Below are 22,787 nucleotides of genomic sequence, written 5' to 3'. Positions count from 1 at the left end.
CTTGGGCGCAGGAGCCGGTTGCCGGCCAATGAAGCGCCGCGGTTTCAGCGAACGATCTTGTCCACGTGGATGCCGAGTTTCTTCAGCCGGTACCAGAAGCTGCGCTCGGAAATGCCGATCAACTGCGCCGCTGCCGCCTGGACACCGTTGCTCTGCTGCAGGGCGGCGAGAATGTAGGCTTTTTCCACTTCCGCCAGGGCCGCTTCCAGGTCGCTGGGCACTTGCGGGCCGACGCTGATGGCTGCGCCGCTCTCTGCGCCATGCGCCTGGGGGCCGAACAGATACCCCGGCAGGTCCTTTTCTTCGATGACCTGGCCGCTGGCAACGATGGTGGCCCGCTCCACGCAGTTCTGCAGTTCGCGGATATTCCCCGGCCAGGCGTAGCTGGCCATGGCCTGCAGGGCTTCGGGGCTGAAACCGCTGATGCGCTTGCCGGCGGTGGCGCCCAGGCTGTGGGCGAAGTGCCGGGCCAGCAGGGCGATGTCCTCGACCCGTTCGCGCAGTGCCGGCAAGGGGATCGGGAACACATTCAGGCGGTAGTACAGGTCTTCGCGAAATTCCTTGTTGGCCACCGCTTCCAGCAGGTTCTTGTTGGTGGCGGCGATTACCCGCACATCCACCTTGCGCTCCCGCGGATCGCCCACCGGCTCGATCACTCGCTCCTGCAGGGCACGCAGGATCTTGGCCTGCAGCGCCAGGGGCATGTCCCCGACCTCGTCGAGGAACAGGGTGCCCTTGTCGGCTTGCTGGAAACGCCCGACCCGGTCCGCCACGGCACCAGTGAAGGCGCCCTTGCGGTGGCCGAACATCTCGCTTTCCAGCAGGCCCTCGGGAATGGCCGCGCAATTGACCGCGACAAAGGGCTTGTCGGCCCGGTTACCGTGCTTGTGGATGGCCCGGGCGACCATTTCCTTGCCGGTGCCGCTTTCCCCGGTCAGGAGGATGGTGGCGTTGCTTTCGCGCACCGAATCCACGGCTTGCAGTACCCGTCGAAAGGCCGGGCTGTCGCCCACCAGGCTGTCGATCTGTTGGTGTTCTGCAAGCTCGGCACGCATGCGCTGGTTGTCTTTGAGAATGTCGCGAAACTGCAGGGCCTTGCTGACGGTGATGTCCAGCTCGTCGATGTCGAAGGGCTTGGCGATGTAGTCATAGGCGCCGTTGCGCATGGACTGCACGGCATTCTTCACCGTGCTGTAGGCGGTCATCACGATCACCGGCAGCTGCGGGTAGCGCTGCTTGATTTCCCCCAGCAACTGCGGCCCGTCCATGCCGGGCATGCGCCAATCGCTGATCACCAGGTCGATGTCTTCCTGCTCCAGCACCTTGAGCGCGTGCAGGCCGTTGCCTGCGGTAAATACCTGGATGCCGTTCTGGCTCAGGGCCGAGGACAGCAAGTCGCAGAGTTTCGGCTCGTCATCGACCACCAGCAGGTTATGCGTCATCACTGTCCTCGTCGTCTTCTTCACCGTTGGCCGGAATGTACAGGCTGAAGGTGGCGCCAGCATCTTTTTCGCTGGTGCACTCGATATGGCCGTCATGGCTTTCCATGATCGAGAAGACTTTAGCCAATCCCAGGCCTGTGCCCGACGCCTTGGTGGTGACGAACGGGGTGAAGATGCGTTCCAGCATGTCCGGTTCAATGCCTTGGCCAGTGTCGCTGACGCTGATGACAGTTTCGTCTTCCTGCTGAGAAATCCCCAGGGTCAGGCGGCCGCCGTCGGGCATGGCGTCGATGGCGTTGAGAATCAGGTTGAGGCAGGCCTGCTTGAGTTGCCGGGCATCGGCGTGGATGGTCGCGCCCGGGGCCTGGTCGTCGATTCGAGCGTCGATGTTGTGGGTGGCCAGTTCCGGGGTGCAGAAGCCCAGCAGATCCTCCACCAGCGGGCGTGCCAGCTGGGTGGAGCGTATCGGCGCGCTGGGTTTGGCGAAATCCAGGAATTCGGTGATCAGGTCGTTGATCCGGCTGACCTCGCTGATCACGTATTCCAGGTGGCGCTTGTCGTTTTCCGGCAGGTTGGCCCGGCGGTGCAGCAGCTGCGTGGCCGTCTTGATGATGCCCAGCGGGTTGCGGATCTCGTGGGCCAGGCCCATGGCCACTTCGCCCAGGGCGTGCAGGCGGTCGCGGCGGCGCAACTGGGCTTCCAGATGTTGCAGTTCCCCCAGGCGCTCGGTCATGTGGTTGAAGGTGCTGCTCAGCTCAGCCAGTTCGTCGCCGCCGATCACCGGCACCCGCTGGCGGTAGTCGCCGGCGATCACTGCCTGTACGCCCTTTGACAGGCCCCGCAGCGGTCGGGTCAGGCGCTGGGAAACCAGCCAGCCGACGCACAGCGAGGCCGCCGAGCTGAGCAGGAAGATCAGGATGAACAGGTTGCTCTGGTTGACCAGGCCCACCAGGCTGCTATGGCGTAGCAGACCGCTGAAGATCACCCCCACCAGATCGCCGCTGTCATTGAAGATCGGCCGGTACAGGCCGCTGTACCGGCTGGTGAACTGCTCGGTGGGCTGGCGGGTGGCGCGCAGGATGTCTTCGATCTTGTGCGGCACCTGGGGCGGATGGTCCTCGAAGCGCTGGGTGGCGAAGATTTCCGAGAAGTCGTCGGCCTTGGCCAGGTACAGGCGCAGGTCCAGCGAGTGCACGTCGGCCACGCTGGTGAGGAAGCTGGCGTCCAGGTAGGTGGCGATCAGCAATTGGTAGTCGACCCCGTCGAGCTGGGTCTGGAAAGTCGAGACCACCGCCCCGGTAGCCACGCCGCCGACCTGGATGGTCTGCAGCACGGCATTGGAGGCGGTGCTGATCTGCCCCACCACGTCATCGGCGGCGGTGGTGAACACCACCTTGTGATCGTTCTTGCGGATCAGCGCCACCACGTCGATGCCCATGGAGTCGGCGATATCGGCGGTGAGCTTGTCATGCTTGGCCGCATTGCGGTCCGTGGGCGGGCGCGTATAGCGCAGGAACAGCTGGGCGATCCGCGCGTTGTCATGGAGGATTTCGGTGATCTCGTCCTCGACGATCTTGGTGGACTCCTGCAGCCAGATCCGCACGTTGCTGTCGAAGATTTCCGACAGGGTAGTGGCCGCCAGTTCCGCGGCGATCATGGTGGGAATCACACTGACCAGCCAGAACGCCAGCACCAGCTTGCGTTGCAGGCTCCAGCGGGAAATGGCGAAGGGGCGAGGAGGGCGACGATCTTTTCTGGTCATGTACTTTCGCTTATTGCAGCAGCCATGGCGGGGTCGGAGCGATCCGGGCGGACAAAGCGTTTTATCAGCTTGAGCAGGGCATTGAGCAAGGGGTTGCGATGCCGGAAAAACAACATGTTACCGGTGAACTGGCAACCCAGGCGCAACTTGCTGGCATAACCGGCCTGACCGCACTCGTACAGGGGAATACGCTGTTGAATACAGTAGTCGACGTTGGTCAGCCAACTGCGGAAATACAGATTGTGCTCACGGGTGATGCTGAGGTCGTGGGCGAAGAACTTGTCGATCAGCCGATGCTGGTCGATGAGCACCAGGTTGAAGGCCACCAATTGCTCGTCGACCCAGTACAGGACACAGGCCGCGCGCTCCCCCAACTGCTGGAGGATGCCGGTGAAGTAGTCTGCCGGCAGGCGTTCGAACTGCAGGTCGCTCCGATTCAGGGTGGCCTCGTAGAGGCGCATGATGTCCGGCAGCACGTCGTCGATCTGGCGTCGCCATTCTATGCGTGGCGCCGGTGTCCGGAGTTTGCGGCGCAGGTCCTTGCGGGTGGATTTGCCCAGGGTGCCCAGGTAGGCATCGATCGAGGCAAAGGGCACCGGCAACAGCGCCGTGGGCAGGCTCGGCATGGCTTGCAGGCCCGCGGCCAGGCAACTGGCAGCCCATTGCTGGTCGTTGCTCGGCGCATCCTTGACCGCCATCAGGCCGATGCCAAAGCTGTCGGCATCGCGTCGGGCCAGCTGCAGTAACTGCTCCAGCAGCTCCTGGCGACGCTGCGCAGGAACATGGCTGGCGGTGCCGGCATTGCACTGTTCGGCCACAGGCGAGCCTATGGCGTACAGGCGCAGCTCCAGGGCCCCGGGCCACTGGCGTGCCAAGCGTTCAGTGAAGCGCTTGGCCAGCCCGGAGACCGTGGTATCGAGCCGGTACTGGGTGGTGAAGGCCGGCGCCACTGCCACCAGGGTCGAACCCTCGTAGAGCGCCAGGTAGCGCCAGCGAAAATCGGCGATCGCGGCTTTTTCCACGGCCAGGTAATAGTCCCAATCCTCCAGGGCCCCTGGGAAACAGTCATTCCAGGCGCTGCGATCGATGGCCTGGATGGTTGAAAAGGCTTGGGCGGTTATCACGTCTCTTCCTTAAGTCACGCCAGCTGTCGGTAGTCTTCGCGCACCGCAGGTGCCACCACTCGCTGCTGGATGAAATCTGCGCTCAGCTCGATCACCCGCTGGTATTGCAGGTCCACGGTGATCATGTGATAGCAGTTGTCGAGGAGGATCTTGGTCACCGGACCGCCGAGCTTGCGCTCCACATAGTCGGCATTCCAGGTACTGGTGATGTCGTCTTCGCTGGAGTGCAGCACCAGGGCCGGGGTCAGGATCGACGGCATGCGTTTCTTGACCACGGCGTTCATCCGGTGCAATTCGCGCACCGTCACGCCCTCCATGGTCAGGAGCCCGGCATTGCTGCTTTCACCGGCTTTCATCTGCTTCTCGACGATGGCCCGCAGACGCTCGTTCTTGATCCCGTAGGGCGGCTTTTCCTCGAAGCGGCAGATGTGCACGCCAAAGGGGATCTTCATCAGCAACGGAGTGAGGAAGGCCAGCTTGTTGATGCTCCAGCCGTCGTACTTCAGGGTGGTGGAGTACATCAGCAGGCCGCTGATCCGTCCCGGATGCTCGGAGGCCAGGTACATGGACATCACCGCACCCATGGACAGGCCGCCGACGAACACCTGCTCGTGGCGCTGCTGTACATCGGCGAAGGTCTTGCGCACGCCCTCGTACCAGTCCTGCCAGCCGGTGGCCTGCAGGTCGCTGTTGTCCCCGCAGTGCCCGGGCAGGGTCGGTACGTACACTGTGCACGTACCGTCCTTGGCCAGGCCCTGGGCCACCCGACGGAGTTCCGTCGGGGTGCCGGTCAGGCCGTGGATCAACAAGACCCCGACCGGACCCGTGCCGAGAACGAAGCCGGCGCTGCCTTCGCCCAGATCGATCTCAGCCTTGCTCATCGCTTCATGGCCCGGTCCAGCAGGCGGTCCAGCAGTGCGATGCCCAGATCGATTTCCGCGTAGCTGATTTCCAGCGACGGGGCCAGGGTGATGACGTTCTTGTAGTAGCCGCCCACATCGAGGATCAGGCCCAGGCGCTGGCCGTTGATTTCGATGTCGCCCTTCATGCCTTCCTCGACCATGAAGTCCAGGGTGGCCTTGTCCGGTGTGAAGCCGTCGGTGGTGCAGATCTCGCAGCGCAGGGCCAGGCCCAGGCCGTCGACGTCGCCGATGATCGGGTAGCGCTTTTGCAGGTCCTGCAGGCCGGCCAGGAAGTACTTGCCCTTTTCCATGACCATCGCGCCGTAGTCGATCTCGCTGGTCATCTTGAACATTTCCAGGCCCACGGCGGTGCCCAGCGGGTTGGAGGCGAAGGTGGAGTGGGTCGAACCTGGCGGGAACACGCCCGGGTTGATCAGCTCTTCACGGGCCCAGATGCCGCCCAGCGGGTTGAGGCCGTTGGTCAGCGCCTTGCCGAACACGATCACGTCCGGCTTGACGTCGAAGTGCTCGATCGACCACAGCTTGCCGGTGCGATAGAAGCCCATCTGGATTTCGTCGACCACCAGCAGGATGCCGTGCTGGTCCAGCACGTGCTTGAGCTCGCTGTAGAAGTTCATCGGCGGGATCACGTAGCCACCGGTGCCCTGGATCGGCTCGACGTAGAAGGCCGCGTATTCGCTCTGGCCGACTTTCGGGTCCCAGACGCCGTTGTATTCGGTTTCGAACAGGCGGGCGAACTGCTGCACGCAGTGGCTGCCGTACTCTTCCTTGGTCATGCCTTTGGGGCCGCGGAAGTGGTACGGGAACGGAATGAACTGAGCGCGCTCGCCGAAGTGGCCGTAGCGGCGACGGTAGCGGTAGCTGGAGGTGATCGACGAAGCGCCCAGGGTGCGACCGTGGTAGCCGCCTTCAAAGGCGAACATCAGGCTCTTGCCGTTGGTGGCGTTACGCACCACTTTCAGCGAGTCCTCCACCGACTGCGAACCGCCGACGTTGAAGTGCACGCGACCGTCCAGGCCGAACTTCTTCTTGGCGTCCACGGCGATCATTTCCGACAGCTCGATCTTGCCTTTGTGCAGGTACTGGCTGGCGATCTGCGGCAGGGTGTCGATCTGTTGCTTGAGGGCGTTGTTCAGGCGCGGGTTGGCGTAGCCGAAGTTCACCGCCGAGTACCACATCTGCAGGTCGAGGTAGGCCTGGTCGCTGGTGTCCCAGACATAGGAGCCTTCGCAGCGGCTGAAAATGCGCGGCGGTTCGATGTAGTGAACGGTATCGCCGTAGGAGCAGTACTTGGCTTCTTTTTCCAGAAGGATCTGGTCTTCGGCGGTCGCGATGCGGATATCAGACATGGTGGAAGAGTTCCTGGGTTTCAAGAGAGAAATTAGTGGCGTTGGCGGCGCTGTTCGGCAGCTTGGCCAGTAGCGCCGGCAGTTCGGCGAAGGAGTCGAACCGCGCATGGGGAATCTTGTTGCGTTCGCAGTAGTCGGCCAGGCGATCCTTGGCGAACACGAAGTCGGCGGTGGAAGCCACGCACATGTCCGATTGACCGTCGCCGATCACCAGCACGCGCTTGCCCCGCGGGGTGGATTTGCACTTGCAGTTGCCGGAAGCGGCGCGGCAGGCGTCGCTGGCATAGGGGAAGTCGATGCGCCAGCTGTTGTGGTCGACCTGGCGCAGGCGGTTGGCGAGGATCGGCAGCAGGGTCACGTAGTTGCGTGCCAGGATGCGGGCGATGCCTTGTTCGATGCCGTCGCTGACCACTTCGATGGAAGCGCCCAGGCCGATCACGTGATCGACGAAGTCGGGGAAGTCGGGGTCGATTTCGACACTGTCGAAGTAGCCCAGCAGTTCGGCGGGCGAAGCCTTGACCAGGGCCAGTTGGCGGCTGAGGCATTCACGGGAGCCGATGTGACCGTCCAGCCATTCCTGCTCGATGCCTTCCCAGCTCGGGTCGGCGAAGCGTTGGAGAACGTTATCGATCACGTCGGCGCGGGAGATGGTCCCGTCGAAGTCACATACGATATGCCAGTGCATCATCTGCTGTTACCTGTTGAATAAGAGCGCTGCTTGCGCTTGTGGCAGGGGTAGAGCAGGGACTGTGCCAACTGGGGAAAACCCAGCGTGGCTGGGGCTCTGGCCGCAGGGGGAAGTGATTTGTAGCTTTCTGGCTACAATTTTTGTAGCTTGCTACAACCAACATCAGTGCTTGCGTCGCAAGGGCGCTCTGGTGATTGATGCGCGGCTGTTCAGACAAGGAAACTCACTTATGCCTAGGCTTTCTCTGCCCGCCATACTGGCCGGCCTGCTCTCGCTGGGCGCGGCAATGGGCGCCGCCGCGGACTCCGGCATCACCGGTGAACTGGGACTTGGCCTCGGCTACCAGCCCCACGACCCGACCGGTAGCAGCTACGACACGGTGCCGCTGCCTTATATGGATCTGGAATGGGGCGATGTCAGCCTCAGCTCCGACGATGGCCTGACCTGGAGTGCCTTCAAGAGCAACGGCTTGAGCATCGGTCCCTATGTCAATTACCTGCAGGGGCGCAACGCCGACGGCAAGTTGCGCGGCTTGCGGGACGTGCGCGACATGGCCGATATCGGCGGATTCGTTGAATACGCCCCGGATGACTTCTGGCGGCTGTTCGCGACCCTGGGCCAGGCGGTCGGCGGTGCCGGCGGCCAGGGCGGCCTGTTGGGCAAGCTCGGCGGTGAGATCGGCTATCCACTGGGCATGGGCATCATTGGCAGCAACGAACTGACCCTGCACTTTGCCGACGACCGTCAGGCCAATACCTTCTATGGCGTCAGCGCCAAAGAGTCCCTGGCCTCCGGTATCGATCGCTACAACGCCGGCGCTGGCCTGCAGAACTTCACCCTGAGCCAGAGCTTCCAGTTCCCCCTGGGGGACAACTGGTCGCTGGTGGCCAGCGCCAGCTGGATCCGTCTGGTCAATTCCGCCGCGGACAGCACCATCGTCCGGGACAAGGGCGAGGTCAACCAGGGCCAGGTGCAGACCGCTATCAGCTACAAGTTCTGAGGGGCGCCGCCCCAGGCCTGAGCATGGTCTGGGGCGGCTACAGCAAAAACTGGTCTGGCCTTTGCAACGGTCGTCATGAATTCAATTTCTCAGGAAGTTCTTCATGGCTCGACCTGCCTATCGTCTACTCGCCTATTCCCTTTGGGACCTGATCCCGATTGCCATGGCCCTGGCGCATTTCGCCTTTGTGCTGTGGTTGGTGCTGGATTTTCACGCCCTGTCCTGGTGGGTGATCCTGCCGGCGGCGCTGCTCTACGCGGTCAGCCTGTCGTGGAGCATCAACAGCATTTCCCATAACCAGATCCACAACGCCTATTTCACCCCCGGGTGGATGAACCGCGGCTTCGACCTGCTGCTGTCGGTGACCATAGGTTTTTCCCAGACCCTGTACCGCGACATCCACAACCGCCACCACAGGGGCAACTCCGACCTGCCGGACGCCAATGGCAAGACCGTCGACCCGCTCTCCATCTACCTGCATGGTAAGAATGGGCAGCCGGATAACCCCTGGGCCTACACCTTCCTGAGCTTTTTCCGCGACGACCCCAAGGAGATCTACCAGGAAATGCAGCGCAAGCGGCCTGATGATGCCCGTTGGGTAAAGGTGGAAATCGGCGTCACGGTTGCCTTCTACCTGGCCCTGGCGCTGTATGACTGGCACGCGGTGCTGGTGCTGCTGCCGTTCTGGTACCTGGGGCAGTCACTGTCGTCGCTCAATGGGTACTACGAGCACCTGGGCGGCAACCCGGACCTGCCGATCGCCTGGGGCGTGAGCTCCTACAGCCCGCTGTACAACCTGATCTGGATGAACAACGGCTACCACGCCGAGCATCACTACCGGCCGAAGATGCACTGGACCAAGGTCAAGGCCTTCCACCGCGAGATCCGCGAGCAGCAACGGGCTGCCGGGGTGAAAGTGATTCCGGTGTCCCACGGCCTGGGCTTCCTGGTGTCCCACCGCAAGGCGTAAACCCCGTGGCTGTAGGAGCTGGCTTGCCAGCGAAGGGGGCGGCAAGATCGCCTTCGCCGGCACGCCGGCTCCTACACAACATCCCTTCGCTGTAGCAAAGAGGCCCTCAGGCCTCTTCACCCTCCGCCAATAGGGCAATCCCGCCGATGATCACGAAGACCCCGATCCAGTGCAGCAGGCTGATCTGCTCGCCCAGGCCCAGCCACGAGCCCAGCAGCACCACCACGAATACCAGGGAGCTCAAGGGGAAGGCCAGGGACAGGCTGCTGCGCCGCAGGATCAGCATCCACACGAAAAACGCGCCGATATAGCAGGCGATCGCCATCAGCACCCCGGGGTTGACCGCGACCGCCGCCAGCCATTGCAGGTTGAAATCCATCTGGCCCAACTGGTCGCCGCCAACCTTGGTGGCGATCTGCCCGGCGCTCTCGAAACCGATCAGCAGGGCCCAGAGCACGATGGTGCCCAGGCGCTCGTGCAGCCAGCCATGGGAGGTATTGGAACTCATCAAACGCTTCCTTCTATTCGTTGAACAAGGCTCAGGTACTGGCCACGCACACCAGCATCACCCCGGCGGTGATCACCAGGGTGCCGAGCCAGCGACGGCGGCTGACGGTCTCGCCCAGCACCACCTTGCCCGCCAGCACCACGCCGCAATAGGCCAGGGCCGCCGCGGGGAACAGCAGGCTCAGGGGCGCCCGGGACAGGGCTTCGAGCCAGACGAAGAACTCGATGGCGTAGGCGCCGATGCCGCACCACAGCAAGGGTGCGTTGAACACCTGGGCCCAGAAGGCGTTCAGGCGAAAACCGCCTTCCAGCTCCGGCAGGCGGTCCAGGCCGAGTTTGAAGCAGAGCTGGCCGACCACGTCCAGGACAATGGAAAAGGCCACCAGCAGAACAACGGTCAGGGTCACGGGAACAGCTCCTCGAACAGCGAAATCAGGGCTTCATTGGTCACCGAGTTGCGCAGCAGGTCGTCCTGGCTCCAGCGCTCGGCCGGAGGCTGGTCGGACTTGGCTTCCCAGCGCTTGAAGGCGTTGCTGAAGGCCGGCTGGGCGAACTCGCCGCAGACGTCGATGCCCAGGATCCGCTTGCGCGCCGCCAGGGTGCGCAGGGCCTGCAGCAGGTGGGTCAGGCGCATGCCGCCCTGGTCCCAGTTGGTGGCGGCGTCTTCGCTGGCCAGCACATCCTTGTCGATGGTGATCCAGATCGCCTCGGTGGGCAGGCTGTCGATCATCTGTTCGAGAAAGGCCTGCCAGTCCAGTTCCGCCAGGTTGCGCCAGTGCAGGTGGTTTTCCTGCTGCTGGTGCCCGGCGCCGTCGCCGACCCGCCCCCAGACCTTGGACGGCGCGTGCTGCCAGGGGAACAACTGCAGCTTGCCGTGCCTGAGGGCGGCGACATTGCCGCCGCGCAGTTGCGGGTTGTGCAGGTCTTCGCTGCAGGGGCCGAGGGTGACGATGCGCTGGATGTGCGGCAGTTTCAGCGCCCGGTTGACCCAGGAGCCGCAATGCCGGCGCGGAGCCAGGCGCACCCAGTCCGGGTGGTTGTCGAAGTGGATCAGGCTCACCGGCTCTTGCAGGTCGCCGAGAAAAGCCGGGGTCAGGTGGTGATAGTCACCGGAGCCGACAAAGAAGATTTCCGGCTGCGGGCCGCTGTGGCGGGGCCGCTGGCGCAGGCGTTCGGTGAAGTGGCGGTAGGTGCGCTCGGTGGACCACAGGCGCAGCTTTGGGCCCAGGTCCAGCAGGTCGAGACGCCGCGCCTGGCCGCTGTTCAGGCGCCGCATGATCGGCTCCTGGGCGGTCAGGCTGTGGTCGAGATCTAAGATATTCAAAGTGTTCTTTACCCATGGCAGCGCCCTCCAGAAAACTGCGTGATACCGCTCGAACGCAGGCTGGACGGGCTTTGCCGGGTAAATGCAAGGGTCGGGCCAGGGTGGCCGGCGACAGACCGCGGCGCCGGCTTCGCGAGCAAGCTCGCTCCTACAGGAAGGGCGGGAGCTCAGGCGTGCAGGCGCACCCAGACGCTGACCAGGATCGTCGCGGCGATCAGCCAGGCCACGGCGGCCACCGCCAGGGACGCTTCCAGGCGCAGGCGATCGACCATCACATACAGGGTCGCCAGGTAGACGAAGTAGGGAATGATCGACCACATGCCGAACAGGATGGTGGTCTTCAGGTCATCGAGGGAGCGGCCCTTGCCGACGATGTAGTGGGCGATCAGGGCAAAGGTCGGGAACAGCGGCACCAGGCCGGCGATGTAGTAGTTCCGGGTCTTGGCCAGGGCCGCCAGAATCACCACCACCGCCGCGCCCAGGGCGGCCTTCAACAATAGATCCATGGTTACTCGCGCCTTGGGTTAGTGGCTCAGGCCGTACTTCTTGACCTTGTCGAACAGGGTGGTCTTGGCCATGCCCAGCTCCTGGCTGGCCTGGGTCAGGTTGCCGCCGCTGCGCTGCAAGGCATCGTTGAGCAGGTTGCGCTCGAAGGCTTCCACCGCCTCGGCAAAGCCCAGGCCCTGGGTGGCGCTGCTGCCGGGCTTCTTGAAGGCCGGCAGGCCGAGGGCAAAGCGTTCGGCGACGTTGCGCAACTCGCGCACGTTGCCCGGCCAGTCGTGGCTCATGAGGGTCGAGAGGGTCTGGTTGTCCAGCTCCGGCACCGCGCGGTCAAAGCGCAAGGACGACTGCTGCAGGAAGTGCTCGAACAACTGCAGGATGTCTTCGCGGCGCTCGCGCAGGGGCGGCAGTTCCAGGGTCACCACGTTGAGGCGGTAGTACAGGTCGCTGCGAAAGGCCTTGGCCCGGCTCATTTCGTCCAGGTCCGACTTGGTGGCGGCGATCACCCGGCAATCCACGGCCACGCTCTGGTTGGAACCGAGGCGCTCCAGGGTACGCTCCTGCAACACGCGCAAGAGCTTGATCTGCAGGTTGATCGGCATGCTTTCCACTTCGTCGAGGAACAGCGTGCCCTGGTGGGCGTGCTCGATCTTGCCGATCCGCCGTTTGCCGGCGCCGGTGAAGGCGTTGGCCTCGTGGCCGAAGATCTCGCTTTCGAACAGGTTCTCGGGCAGGCCGCCGCAGTTCAGGGCGACGAACTGCTGCTGGTGGCGCCGGCTGAAGTCGTGCAGGCAGCGGGCGACCAGTTCCTTGCCGGTGCCGGTCTCGCCTTCGATCAGCACGTTGGCCGAGGTATCGGCAACGTTGGCGATCAGCTCCCGCAGGTTCTGCATGGCCGGCGAGCGGCCGATGATCCGCCCTTCCAGGGAACTGCGTTCGGCCAGCTGGCGGCGCAGCGAGGTCACTTCCCGGGCCAGGCCCCGTTGTTCCAGGGCGCGGCGGGCCACGTCCACCAGGCGTTCGGGGGAGAAGGGTTTTTCCATGAAGTCGTAGGCGCCTTTCTGCATGGCGCCCACGGCCATGGAAATATCGCCGTGGCCAGTGATCAGCACCACCGGCAGGCTGCGGTCCCGGGCCTTGAGGCGGTTCAGCAGTTCCAGGCCATCGATGCCCGGCAGGCGAATGTCGCTGACCACGATGCCGGGAAAGTTTTCTCCGACCTGGGCCAGGGCCTCTTCGGCGCTGCCCACACCGATGCAGGGAATGTCTTCCAGGGCCAGGGCCTGTTGGCAACCCAGCAGGACATGGGGGTCGTCTTCGACGATCAGCACGGTCAGCTCGTTGTTCATATCGGCTCGGCTTGAGTGGGGCTTGCCAGGGGCAAGCTGAGGACAAAGGCGGTACCGCCGCTTGCGGGGTGTTCCACCCCCAGGCTGCCGCCGGTGGCGGCGGCGAGGCTGGCGGACAGGGTCAGGCCGAGGCCCAGGCCCTGCTCGCCGGGTTTGGTGGTGAAGAAGGGTTCGAACAGGTGCTTGCGCGCTTCAAGGTCGATGCCGTGGCCGTTGTCGCGCACCCGCAGGCGGTACTTGCCCTCGCTGAGCTCGCCCTCCAGCCACAGTTGCGGCGCCGGTTGGGCCTGCATGGCATCCAGGGCATTGCCGATCAGGTTGACCAGGATCTGCTCCAGGCGGGTCTGGTCGATCTGCAGGGTCTGCTCGGTGAAGTCGCGGTGCAGTTGCAGGGGCAGGGGTTCGAGGCGCGCATTGAGCACTTGCAGGGCTGCGTCAACGGCCTTGTCCAGGCTGGCCTGGCCCTGGTCGTCGCCGCGGCGGGCGAAGGAGCGCAGGCTGGCGGTGATGCGACCCATGCGGTCGATCAGTTCATTGATGGTCTTGAGGTTGGCGCTGGCGGTGTCCAGGGCGCCGCGTTCGAGGAAGCGCACGGTGTTGCCGGACAAGGTACGCAAGGCCGCCAGGGGCTGGTTCAGTTCGTGGGCGATGCTGGTGGACATCTGGCCGATGGCCGCCAGCTTGCCGGCCTGGACCAGTTCGTCCTGGGCCCGGCGCAGGGTTTCCTCGGCCTGGCGGCGTTCGCGGATCTGGCCCTTGAGCCGTTCGTTGCTGGCCCGCAGGTCGGCGGTGCGTTCGGTGATCCGCCGTTCCAGCTGGCTGTTGGCTTCCTGCAGGGCTTCACGGGCGGCCAGGCGAGTGGCGATGACCTTGCGCCGTTCGTTCCAGGCGATCAGTAGAAAGGCCACCAGGGCAAAGGCCACCGCCACCAGGATGCCCTGGTTGATGGCTTCGCGGCGCAGGTCCTGCAACGGGGTGAGCAGGGTGAAGTTCCAGGGGGTGTCGCTCAGGGGCCGGGTCTGGGACAGGTAGCTGATGGCTTTCTCGTCGGACACCAGCTCGGTGTTGGCCGGAAAGGTCAGCTTTTCCACGCCTTCGGCCAGGCGTTCGCGGGCCAGGGGTTCCAGTTCGTTGAGGGGGAACCAGTAATATTGCAGGCTGCGGGCCAGGCGTTCCTTGGTGTCGTCGCTGAGGGGGCGGACCGACTTGAGGCGGCGCGCCGGGTCGCTGGACAGGATGATGATGCCGTTCTCGTCGCTGACGAAGGCTTCCAGGCGGGCGCGCTGCCAGCGTTCCTCCAGGGCCTCCAGGCGTACCTTGACCACCGCCACGCCGATGATCTTGCCTTGTTCTTCCAGGCCATGGGCCAGGTAATAGCCAGGTTCGCCGTTGGTGCTGCCGATGCCGTAGAAGCGCCCGGGCTGGCCGCGCACGGCGTTCTGGTAATAGGCCCGGAACGACAGGTCTTCGCCCAGGTAGCTGTCGACGTCACGCCAGTTGCTGGTGGCCACCACCCGGCCCGTGGTGTCCATGACATAGATGGCCCGGCTGCGGCTGCGGCGGTTCAGGCCTTCGAGGTATTGATTGACGGTTTGCCGGTGTTCCGGCGAAGGATCGCCCAGCAGCTGGGACACACTGGATTCCAGTTCCAGCAGGCTCGGCAGATAGGTGTACTTGCTGATTTCACTTTCTACGGCGCGGGCATGCAGCTCCAGCTGGCGCTGGCCATTTTCGCTGAGTGTGCGGATGCCGTTGTGCTCGCTGATCCAGAACCCGACGTAGCCCAGGCCGATCATCAGCAGGATGACCAGGGGCGGCAGGAACAGATGTCGGATCAGGCGGGGTTTCACGGCGAGTGATGGCGGCGCGGCGCGATAGAGAGTGGGGTCGCATTTCATCACAGATGCCTTGGGTCAACCACTGCGCAGTGTCTGTAGGAGCCGGCTTGCCGGCGATCAGGGCGGCGCTGACGATAGGGGAGTCAGTTACCCTCCCGTCGCAGGCAAGCCGGCGCCTACAGGAACGCGGGTTTTAGTGCTGCAGGATCTTCTCGAGGAAGTGCTGCGCACGTTCGGAACGGGCGCTGATATCGCCGAAGAACTCTTCTTTCTGGCAGTCCTCGATGATCTGGCCCTTGTCCATGAAGATCACTCGGTTCGCCACTTTGCGGGCAAAGCCCATTTCGTGGGTCACGCACATCATGGTCATGCCTTCCTGGGCCAGTTGCACCATGACGTCCAGCACTTCATTGACCATTTCCGGGTCCAGGGCCGAGGTCGGTTCGTCGAACAGCATGACGATCGGGTCCATGGCCAGGGCGCGGGCGATGGCCACGCGCTGTTGCTGGCCACCGGAGAGTTGCCCCGGGTGCTTGTGGGCGTGAGCGGCGAGGCCAACCCGGTCCAGCAGTTGCAGGCCTTTCTTGGTGGCCTCTTCCTTGCTGCGGCCCAGCACCTTGATCTGCGCGATGGTCAGGTTTTCGGTGATGGTCAGGTGCGGGAACAGTTCGAAATGCTGGAACACCATGCCGACGCGAGAGCGCAGTTTCGGCAGGTTGGTCTTGGGGTCGGCAATCGAGGTGCCGTCGACCACGATGTCGCCCTTCTGGAAGGGTTCCAGGGCGTTGACGCACTTGATCAGGGTCGACTTGCCCGAGCCCGATGGCCCGCAGACCACCACCACTTCACCTTTCTTGACCTCGGTGCTGCAATCGGTCAGCACCTGGAAGTCCCCATACCACTTGTTGATGTTCTTGATAGAGATCATACGGCGAACCTTTTTTGCAGACGCTTGACCAGCAGCGAGGCGGCAAAGCTGATTGTGAAATAGACCAGACCAGCGATGATCAGGAATTCATTGGAGCGGCCGATGATGTCGCCGCTGGACCGCGAGGCGTTGAGGAAATCCACCAGGCCCACGGTGTACACCAGGGAGGTGTCCTGGAACAGGATGATGCTCTGCTGCAGCAGCAGCGGGGTCATCTTGCGAAACGCCTGGGGCAGGATGATCAGACGCATGGTCTGGCCATAGCTCATGCCCAGTGCCTGGGCGGCGCCCATCTGGCCCTTGGGGATCGACTGCACGCCGGCACGGACGATTTCGCAGAAGTACGCCGCTTCGAACATCATGAAGGCCACGATGCACGAGGTGAATGCGCCGATCGGGGTGTCTTCGCCGGTGATCCAGCGCAGCACGAAAGGCACCGCCAGGTAGAACCAGGTGATCACCAGCAGCAGTGGGATCGAGCGGAAGTAGTTGACGTAGGCGCCGGCCAGGTTCGACAGCAGCTTGTTGTGGGACAAGCGCATCAAGGCCAGCAAGGTGCCGAGGATGATCCCGCCGACCACACCCATGACCATCAGCTTGAGGGTCATCAGCATGCCGTTCCACAGGCCCGGAATGGCCGGGATGATGCCCGAGAAGTCGAATTCCATTATTTACCTCCCACGGAGATCAGGCCGGGGACCGAAACTTTCTTCTCCACCAGGCGCATCAGCAGCATCAGGCTCATGTTCAGGGTGAAGTAGATCAGGGTAGCCAGGGTGAAGGCTTCGAACAGGTTGGCCGAGAATTCGGCGGTCTGCTTGGTCTGGGCCAGCAATTCCATCAAGCCGATCAGCGACGCCACGGAGGAGTTCTTGAATACGTTGAGGAATTCCGAGGTGAGCGGCGGAATGATGATCCGGTAGGCCTGGGGCAGCAGCACGTTCCAGTAGATCTGCGGCAGCGAGAAGCCCATGGCGCGCGCGGCGGATTCCTGGCCGCGGGGCAGGGCCTGGATACCGGTACGTACCTGTTCGCAAACCCGTGCGGCGGTGAACAGGCCCAGGCACACGACAACGCTCAGGTAGGCCGAGGTGGTGGGGTTCAGGTCCTGCTTGTACCACTCCTGGAGGTTCTCCGGCAGCAGGTCCGGCACCAGGAAGTACCAGATGAACAGCTGCACCAGCAGCGGCACGTTGCGGAAGATCTCCACGTACACGGTGGCGATGCCCGACACCAGGCGGTTCGGCACGGTGCGCATGACGCCCAGGATCGAGCCCAGCAGCAGCGCGATGATCCAGGCCACCACGGCGATGGCGATGGTCCAGCCCAGGCCGGAGATGAACCAGTCGAGATAGGTCTCGCTGCCCACGCCGGTGGACTTGAAGAACACGCCCCAGTCCCAGTTGTAATTCATTAGGGTTACCCCTCAGATCGTTCGATGTACAAGCACCCGCCTGGGGACGTCCGTTCCCGCCTGATCATGACGATCAGGCACACGCGATCGGCTCGACAACCACCGGTTCGAGTGTTTCCAAAAAATGCCAGCAGGTAGTGACAGACTCCTGAAAGGGCAGGGCCCCTTCAGGAGATAAGGTTAGTCAGGAATCAGGACTTTTTGTCGTCAGCCGCTTTGTCGGTCGGGTTGGCGATCAGGGCCTTGAGCTCGTCGCTCATCGGGAACATCAGGTTCAGGCCTTTTGGCGGGATCGGCGACTGGAACCACTTGTCGTAGATCTTGTTGATTTCGCCCGATTTGTAGGTGGCGACGATGGCGTCATCCACGGCTTTCTTGAACGGGGCATCGCCCTTGCGCACCATGCAGCCGTAGATTTCGTAGGACTGGGGGGTACCGGTCACGGCCCAGTCGGTCGGTTTCTTGGCCTTGGCCATTTCACCGGCCAGCAGCGCGTCGTCCATCATGAACGCGACGGCGCGGCCCGATTCCAGCATCTGGAACGACTCACCGTGGTCCTTGGCGGAGATCACGTTCATGCCCATCTGCTTGTCGGCGTTCATGGCCTTGAGGATGCGCTCGGAAGTGGTACCGGCGGTGGTTACCACGTTCTTGCCCTTCAGGTCCGCGAAGTCCTTGTAGGAAGAGTCCTTCTTGGACAGCAGACGGGTGCCGATCTCGAAGATGCCAACGGAGAAGTCGACTTGTTGCTGACGCTCGACGTTGTTGGTGGTGGAGCCGCACTCGACGTCCACGGTGCCGTTCTGCACCAGCGGGATACGGGTCTGGGAGGTGACCAGGTTGTACTTGACCTTCAGGTCAGGCATGTCGAGGTCTTTCTTGATCGCTTCGACGATTTTCAGCTGGATGTCGTGGGAGTAGCCCACTGGCACGCCGGAAGCGTCAGCGATGTAGGAAAATGGAATGGAAGCGTCGCGATGTCCGAGGGTGATGGTGCCGGACTCTTTGATTTTCTTCAGTGTGCCGGTGAGCTCGGCAGCGAAAACTGGAGTGCTAATCAGAGCGGCAGCGATAGCTGCGCCCAACAGATGGGGAACGATGCGCATCAATATTTCCTCGACATTTGTTTTTTTTATGAAGCCAGTTCGACGGCTCTTTTATACAGCGAATGCCTTGACGGCTCCTGTTGTGTTGGCACGACAGGCATTCGTCGCACAGTGTAGAGCATGAGTCGTGCCAGACCCATTGATCATCGTCAAACCCTTGATTTTCAAGCCTATAGAATATTTATGACCTGGGGATTTCAGCGGCTTTATCCGGTTATCCGAACCCCTGCGGCTTCGCCATTCGGAAAACCGAACGCGCCCCTGCCATTGTAGGAGCCGGCTTGCCGGCGAAACGTTCAATGCTGCGGGCCCACAAAAAAGCCCCTGGACCTTCCGGTGCAGGGGCTTTGCTTGCTTATGGGGCTCAGGCAGCCTTGATCTTGCTGCGATTGTGCTCGACTTTCTGCAGATAATCCTGCAGTTGCTGTTGCTGCGCCTCGGTGGTGAACAGCCCGAGCTTGCTCCGGCGCCAGAGAATGTCCTGGGCTTTTACTGCCCATTCCTCGCTGCACAGGTAATCCACTTCGCGGGTATAGAGGCCGCCGCCCAGGTGTTCGCCCAGGTCGCTGAGGCTGTGCACGCCTTCCAGCAGGCGCCAGGTACGGCTGCCGTAGCTGGTGGCCCAGCGCTGGGCGATCTGGCTGGGTACCCAGTCGAATTTCTTGCGGATGGCTTCTGCCAGAGCCTGTGGCGTACTCATGTTCTCGCCACCGGGCAGGGTGGCCTGGGCTGTCCAGCTCGGCTTGGCCTGCTTGAAGTACGGCGCCAGCTGCGCCATCGCCGATTCCGCCAGTTTGCGGTAGGTGGTCAGCTTGCCGCCGAACACCGACAGCAGGGGGGCTTCCTCGCCATGGCCGGAAAGGGCCAGGGTGTAGTCGCGGGTCACGGCCGAAGGGTTGTCGGACTCGTCGTTGCACAGCGGGCGAACGCCGGAATAGCTGTGCAGGATATCGCTGCGGCTCAGCTGCTTCTTGAAGTGCGCATTGACCACTTGCAGCAGGTAATCGGTTTCACCTTCAGTGATTGCTACCTTGGCCGGGTCACCGATGTATTCGCGGTCGGTGGTACCGATCAGGGTGAACTGGTCGAGGTAGGGAATGGTGAAGACGATGCGCTGGTCCTCGTTCTGCAGGATATGCGCGTGCTCGCCTTCGTACAGCTTGGGCACGATCAGGTGGCTGCCCTGGATCAGGCGGATACCGTACGGCGACTCCAGCTTGAGGTCGTCCTTGATGAACTTGGCGACCCAGGGGCCCGCGGCGTTCACCAGGGCCTTGGCGCTGATGGAGAACAGGCTGCCATCGGCGCGCTCCAGCTCCAGTTGCCACAGGCCCTTGCTGCGGCGGGCGCTGATGCAGCGGGTCTGGGTATGCACATGGGCGCCGTGTTCGCGGGCGGCCATGGCATTGAGCACCACCAGCCGCGCATCGTCGACCCAGCAATCGGAGTATTCGAAGCCCTGGGTGATTTCGGCTTTCAGGGCGCTGTCGGCACCGAACTTCAGGCTGCGCGAGCCGGCGAGTTTTTCCCGCTTGCCCAGGTGGTCATACAGGAACAGGCCGGCGCGGATCATCCAGGCCGGGCGCAGGTGTGGCCGGTGCGGCAGGACGAAACGCATGGGCTTGACGATATGCGGGGCCTTGGCCAGCAGCACTTCGCGTTCGGCCAGGGCTTCGCGCACCAGGCGGAACTCGTAATGTTCGAGGTAGCGCAGGCCGCCGTGGATCAGCTTGCTGCTGGCCGAGGAGGTATGGCTGGCCAGGTCGTCCTTTTCGCAAAGGAACACGGACAGGCCTCGACCTGCCGCATCGGCGGCAATTCCAACACCATTGATCCCACCGCCAATGACGGCGATATCGTAAACCTCGGAAAGAGGGCGCGCGGGCAAGGTAGAAGTGGGCATCGACAGGCCTCGTGTTACTTTGATATTTGAATTCGAACATTAATGTTCATTTTCGAAAATAATAGCGCATAAATAGGCACGCATCCAGCGTGCTTCGATTGAAAAAACTGATCGAAGCCGCGCTAAAGGAAAGTTTTCGAACATTGTCGACGGGTAACTGTAGCCGCTGCTGTTGCCTTGGGCTGGATGGCGGGATCGGCCGCGGCGATTTCGAAAACGATGAAGCGTCGAGGCTTGTCGTTCGAGCGCGGCCGGATCCGCAGGAGGGGGCAGTCAGACCACTTCGAGGCGGATCTTGTGCTGGTTGAGCAATTGAGTCAGGGCCGGTACGGGTTGCTGGTCGGTGACCAGGCAATCGATCAGGCTGATGGGCCCCAGGCGGATCATGGCGTTGCGCCCGAACTTGCTGGAGTCGGCAGCCAGGATCACCTGCCGGGCATTGGCGATGATCGCTTGGGATACCCGCACTTCCTGGTAGTCGAAGTCCAGCAGGCTGCCGTCCTCGTCGATGCCACTGATGCCCACCAGGGCGAAGTCGACCTTGAACTGGTTGATGAAGTCGACGCTGGCCTGGCCTACCACGCCGCCGTCACGGCGCACATTGCCGCCGGTGAGCAGCACGTCGAAATCATCCTTGGCACTGAGCATGGAGGCCACGTGCAGGTTGTTGGTGATGATCTTCAGGTGGCTGTGATTGAGCAGGGCCCGGGCAATGGATTCGGTGGTGGTACCGATATTGATGAAAAGCGAGGCGTGATCGGGGATCTGCGCGGCAACGGCTTCGCCGATACGCTGCTTTTCGTCGCGCATCTGGTCGGCGCGCATGGCGTAAGCGGTGTTTTCTACGCTGGAGTCATAGGCTGCGCCACCGTGGTAGCGGCGCAGCAGATTGGCTTCCGCCAGCTGGTTGATATCGCGGCGGATGGTTTGCGGGGTTACGACGAACAGCTGGGCCAATTCCTCGATGCTGACGTAGCCGCGTTCGCGGACCAGATCGAGGATTTGCTGCTGACGGGGAGGCAGATTCATGGGGCTTCCTTTGGGCTGCCGTGCAAAATTTGCCCATGATGCCGCAGGAATCCCCTCCCGACCAGTTACAAGCGGTTACCTATCCACGGCTTGGCTTATTTGGCCTCGTCGTGGGGTTCCCAGTCGCGGGTGCGGCTGACCGCCTTCTTCCAGCCTGCGTACAGGCCTTCTTTTTCCGCTTCCGCCAGTTGTGGTTCGAACTCGCGCTCGATCACCGCCTTGCCCCGCAGCTCTTCCAGGCTGCCCCAGAAACCGCAGGCCAGGCCTGCCAGGTAGGCGGCGCCCAGGGCGGTGGTTTCGCGCATTTGCGGGCGTTCCACCTGGGTGCCGAGGATGTCGGCCTGGAACTGCATGAGGAAGTTGTTGGCCACGGCGCCGCCGTCCACCCGCAGGGCTTTTAGGCGTTCGCCGGAGTCCTGCTGCATGGCGTCGAGCACGTCGCGGGTCTGGTAGGCGATGGACTCCAGGGCGGCACGGATGATGTGGTCCACGCGCACGCCGCGGGTCAGGCCGAACAGCGCGCCACGGGCATAGGGGTCCCAGTAGGGAGCACCCAGGCCGGTGAAGGCCGGCACCAGATACACGCCGTTGCTGTCCTTGACCTTGCCGGCGAAGTATTCGGTGTCGTGGGCATCGTTGATGATCTTCAGCTCATCACGCAGCCACTGCACGGTGGAACCACCATTGAACACTGCACCTTCCAGGGCGTAGGCCACTTCGCCACGGGGGCCGCAGGCGATAGTGGTGAGCATGCCGTGCTGGGATTTGACCGCCTTGTCGCCGGTGTTCATCAGCAGGAAGCAGCCGGTGCCATAGGTGTTCTTGGCCTGGCCCGGCTCGACGCACATCTGGCCGAACAGCGCGGCCTGCTGGTCGCCGGCGATACCGCCGATGGCGATGCCGCTCTTGGTGCGGCCGTAGATTTGCGACGAGGACTTCACTTCGGGGAGCATTTCCCGCGGGATGTCCAGCACCTCCAGCATCTTCGCGTCCCACTCCAGGGTGTGGATGTTGAAGAGCATGGTGCGCGAGGCGTTGGTGTAGTCGGTGACGTGGGTCTTGCCGCCGGTGAATTTCCAGATCAGCCAGCTGTCGATGGTGCCGAACAGCAGCTCGCCGTTGCGTGCACGCTCGCGGCTGCCTTCGACGTTGTCGAGGATCCACTTGAGCTTGGTGCCGGAGAAGTAGGGGTCGGTCACCAGGCCGGTGGTTTCGCGAATGTAGTCTTCAAGGCCGTCGCGCTTGAGCTGCTGGCAGATCTCGGTGCTGCGGCGGCACTGCCAGACGATGGCGTTGTAGATCGGCCGGCCGGTGTTCTTGTCCCAGACCACAGTGGTTTCACGCTGGTTGGTGATACCGATGGCGGCCACCTGGTCGTGATGCAGGCCGGCTTGTGCCAGGGCCTCGACCATCACCGCGCTCTGGGTGGCGAAGATTTCCATCGGGTCATGTTCGACCCAGCCGGCCTGAGGGTAATGCTGGGCGAATTCGCGCTGGGCGGTGCAGACCACGTTGGCGTCGCGATCGAAAATGATCGCCCGGGAACTGGTCGTACCCTGATCGAGGGCAATGATGTAGTTCTTATTCTGAATGTCGGTCATGTCGATTGCCTTGGACGAAATAAGGGAGT

Annotated in this window: 21 protein-coding genes; 2 read left to right on the top strand and 19 right to left on the bottom strand. The window is 62.8% G+C overall.

Going from position 1 to position 22,787, the window contains the following annotated elements:
* Window positions 1-44: 44 nt before the first annotated feature.
* From KCG88_RS10425 to KCG88_RS10400, 6 genes are read right to left on the bottom strand one after another with little or no spacing between them, the layout of a single operon-like run.
* The gene (locus KCG88_RS10425; protein ID WP_210712329.1) at window positions 45-1,442 is read right to left on the bottom strand and encodes a sigma-54 dependent transcriptional regulator; all 1,398 of its coding nucleotides are present in this window, start codon (window positions 1,440-1,442) and stop codon (window positions 45-47) included.
* Window positions 1,432-3,204: a HAMP domain-containing sensor histidine kinase gene (locus tag KCG88_RS10420; RefSeq protein WP_047288926.1), complete on the bottom strand. Its 1,773-nt coding sequence runs from the start codon at window positions 3,202-3,204 to the stop codon at window positions 1,432-1,434. The genes KCG88_RS10425 and KCG88_RS10420 overlap by 11 nt, the downstream gene beginning before the upstream one ends.
* Window positions 3,201-4,328 (bottom strand): GNAT family N-acetyltransferase, encoded by a 1,128-nt coding sequence (locus KCG88_RS10415; protein ID WP_047288924.1) that lies wholly within the window; start codon window positions 4,326-4,328, stop codon window positions 3,201-3,203. The genes KCG88_RS10420 and KCG88_RS10415 overlap by 4 nt, the downstream gene beginning before the upstream one ends.
* A gap of 14 nt (window positions 4,329-4,342) precedes the next feature.
* Window positions 4,343-5,209: an alpha/beta fold hydrolase gene (locus KCG88_RS10410; RefSeq protein ID WP_041119697.1), complete on the bottom strand. Its 867-nt coding sequence runs from the start codon at window positions 5,207-5,209 to the stop codon at window positions 4,343-4,345.
* Window positions 5,206-6,600 (bottom strand): aminotransferase class III-fold pyridoxal phosphate-dependent enzyme, encoded by a 1,395-nt coding sequence (locus tag KCG88_RS10405; protein ID WP_047288922.1) that lies wholly within the window; start codon window positions 6,598-6,600, stop codon window positions 5,206-5,208. Before KCG88_RS10405 ends, KCG88_RS10410 begins: the two co-directional genes overlap by 4 nt.
* A complete protein-coding gene (locus tag KCG88_RS10400) occupies window positions 6,593-7,288 on the bottom strand; it encodes an HAD-IB family phosphatase (RefSeq protein WP_047288917.1) in 696 nt (231 codons plus the stop codon). The genes KCG88_RS10405 and KCG88_RS10400 overlap by 8 nt, the downstream gene beginning before the upstream one ends.
* A gap of 229 nt (window positions 7,289-7,517) precedes the next feature.
* Between KCG88_RS10400 and KCG88_RS10395 the strand changes: the two genes are divergently transcribed.
* Both KCG88_RS10395 and KCG88_RS10390 read left to right on the top strand, forming a co-directional pair.
* Window positions 7,518-8,288 (top strand): MipA/OmpV family protein, encoded by a 771-nt coding sequence (locus KCG88_RS10395; RefSeq protein ID WP_047288915.1) that lies wholly within the window; start codon window positions 7,518-7,520, stop codon window positions 8,286-8,288.
* Between the two features lie 103 nt (window positions 8,289-8,391).
* Window positions 8,392-9,258: a fatty acid desaturase gene (locus tag KCG88_RS10390; RefSeq protein WP_210712328.1), complete on the top strand. Its 867-nt coding sequence runs from the start codon at window positions 8,392-8,394 to the stop codon at window positions 9,256-9,258.
* A gap of 106 nt (window positions 9,259-9,364) precedes the next feature.
* On the opposite strand, the gene KCG88_RS10385 is transcribed toward KCG88_RS10390, so the two are convergent.
* From KCG88_RS10385 to glpK, 13 genes are all read right to left on the bottom strand, one after another.
* A complete protein-coding gene (locus KCG88_RS10385) occupies window positions 9,365-9,766 on the bottom strand; it encodes an EamA family transporter (protein ID WP_047288912.1) in 402 nt (133 codons plus the stop codon).
* Between the two features lie 31 nt (window positions 9,767-9,797).
* Window positions 9,798-10,172 carry a transporter gene (locus KCG88_RS10380; RefSeq protein ID WP_047288910.1) on the bottom strand — a complete coding sequence of 125 codons (375 nt, stop codon included), beginning with the start codon at window positions 10,170-10,172 and terminating at the stop codon, window positions 9,798-9,800.
* Complete coding sequence (locus KCG88_RS10375; RefSeq protein WP_047288908.1) at window positions 10,169-11,089, bottom strand: arginase family protein; 921 nt, start codon at window positions 11,087-11,089, stop codon at window positions 10,169-10,171. The genes KCG88_RS10380 and KCG88_RS10375 overlap by 4 nt, the downstream gene beginning before the upstream one ends.
* A 167-nt stretch (window positions 11,090-11,256) precedes the next feature.
* On the bottom strand, window positions 11,257-11,586 hold the full coding sequence (locus KCG88_RS10370) for a GlpM family protein (RefSeq protein WP_169892259.1): 330 nt from the start codon (window positions 11,584-11,586) through the stop codon (window positions 11,257-11,259).
* A 27-nt stretch (window positions 11,587-11,613) separates the two neighbouring features.
* Window positions 11,614-12,939 carry a sigma-54 dependent transcriptional regulator gene (locus KCG88_RS10365; RefSeq protein ID WP_047288906.1) on the bottom strand — a complete coding sequence of 442 codons (1,326 nt, stop codon included), beginning with the start codon at window positions 12,937-12,939 and terminating at the stop codon, window positions 11,614-11,616.
* Window positions 12,936-14,837 carry a sensor histidine kinase gene (locus tag KCG88_RS10360; RefSeq protein ID WP_047337680.1) on the bottom strand — a complete coding sequence of 634 codons (1,902 nt, stop codon included), beginning with the start codon at window positions 14,835-14,837 and terminating at the stop codon, window positions 12,936-12,938. The genes KCG88_RS10365 and KCG88_RS10360 overlap by 4 nt, the downstream gene beginning before the upstream one ends.
* A 133-nt stretch (window positions 14,838-14,970) precedes the next feature.
* Window positions 14,971-15,705, bottom strand: a complete 735-nt coding sequence (locus KCG88_RS10355) for an amino acid ABC transporter ATP-binding protein (RefSeq protein ID WP_016964662.1) — start codon at window positions 15,703-15,705, stop codon at window positions 14,971-14,973.
* Complete coding sequence (locus KCG88_RS10350) at window positions 15,702-16,373, bottom strand: ABC transporter permease subunit (RefSeq protein WP_011063127.1); 672 nt, start codon at window positions 16,371-16,373, stop codon at window positions 15,702-15,704. Before KCG88_RS10350 ends, KCG88_RS10355 begins: the two co-directional genes overlap by 4 nt.
* Window positions 16,373-17,119, bottom strand: coding sequence for an amino acid ABC transporter permease (locus KCG88_RS10345; RefSeq protein WP_011063126.1), 747 nt, complete (start codon window positions 17,117-17,119; stop codon window positions 16,373-16,375). The genes KCG88_RS10350 and KCG88_RS10345 overlap by 1 nt, the downstream gene beginning before the upstream one ends.
* A gap of 191 nt (window positions 17,120-17,310) precedes the next feature.
* Window positions 17,311-18,225 (bottom strand): glutamate/aspartate ABC transporter substrate-binding protein, encoded by a 915-nt coding sequence (locus tag KCG88_RS10340; RefSeq protein WP_011063125.1) that lies wholly within the window; start codon window positions 18,223-18,225, stop codon window positions 17,311-17,313.
* 364 nt (window positions 18,226-18,589) lie between these two features.
* Window positions 18,590-20,128, bottom strand: a complete 1,539-nt coding sequence (gene glpD / locus KCG88_RS10335) for a glycerol-3-phosphate dehydrogenase (RefSeq protein WP_047288901.1) — start codon at window positions 20,126-20,128, stop codon at window positions 18,590-18,592.
* Window positions 20,129-20,401: 273 nt separating this feature from the next.
* Entirely contained in the window at window positions 20,402-21,157 is a 756-nt protein-coding gene (locus KCG88_RS10330) for a DeoR/GlpR family transcriptional regulator (RefSeq protein WP_011063123.1), read from the bottom strand.
* A gap of 95 nt (window positions 21,158-21,252) precedes the next feature.
* Window positions 21,253-22,758, bottom strand: a complete 1,506-nt coding sequence (glpK, locus tag KCG88_RS10325; protein WP_047288898.1) for a glycerol kinase GlpK — start codon at window positions 22,756-22,758, stop codon at window positions 21,253-21,255.
* Between the last annotated feature and the right edge of the window lie 29 nt (window positions 22,759-22,787).

The sequence above is a fragment of the Pseudomonas sp. MWU349 genome, from assembly GCF_017947325.1.
Lineage (GTDB): Bacteria > Pseudomonadota > Gammaproteobacteria > Pseudomonadales > Pseudomonadaceae > Aquipseudomonas > Aquipseudomonas protegens.
This window is presented reverse-complemented; position numbering and strand designations above follow the sequence as displayed.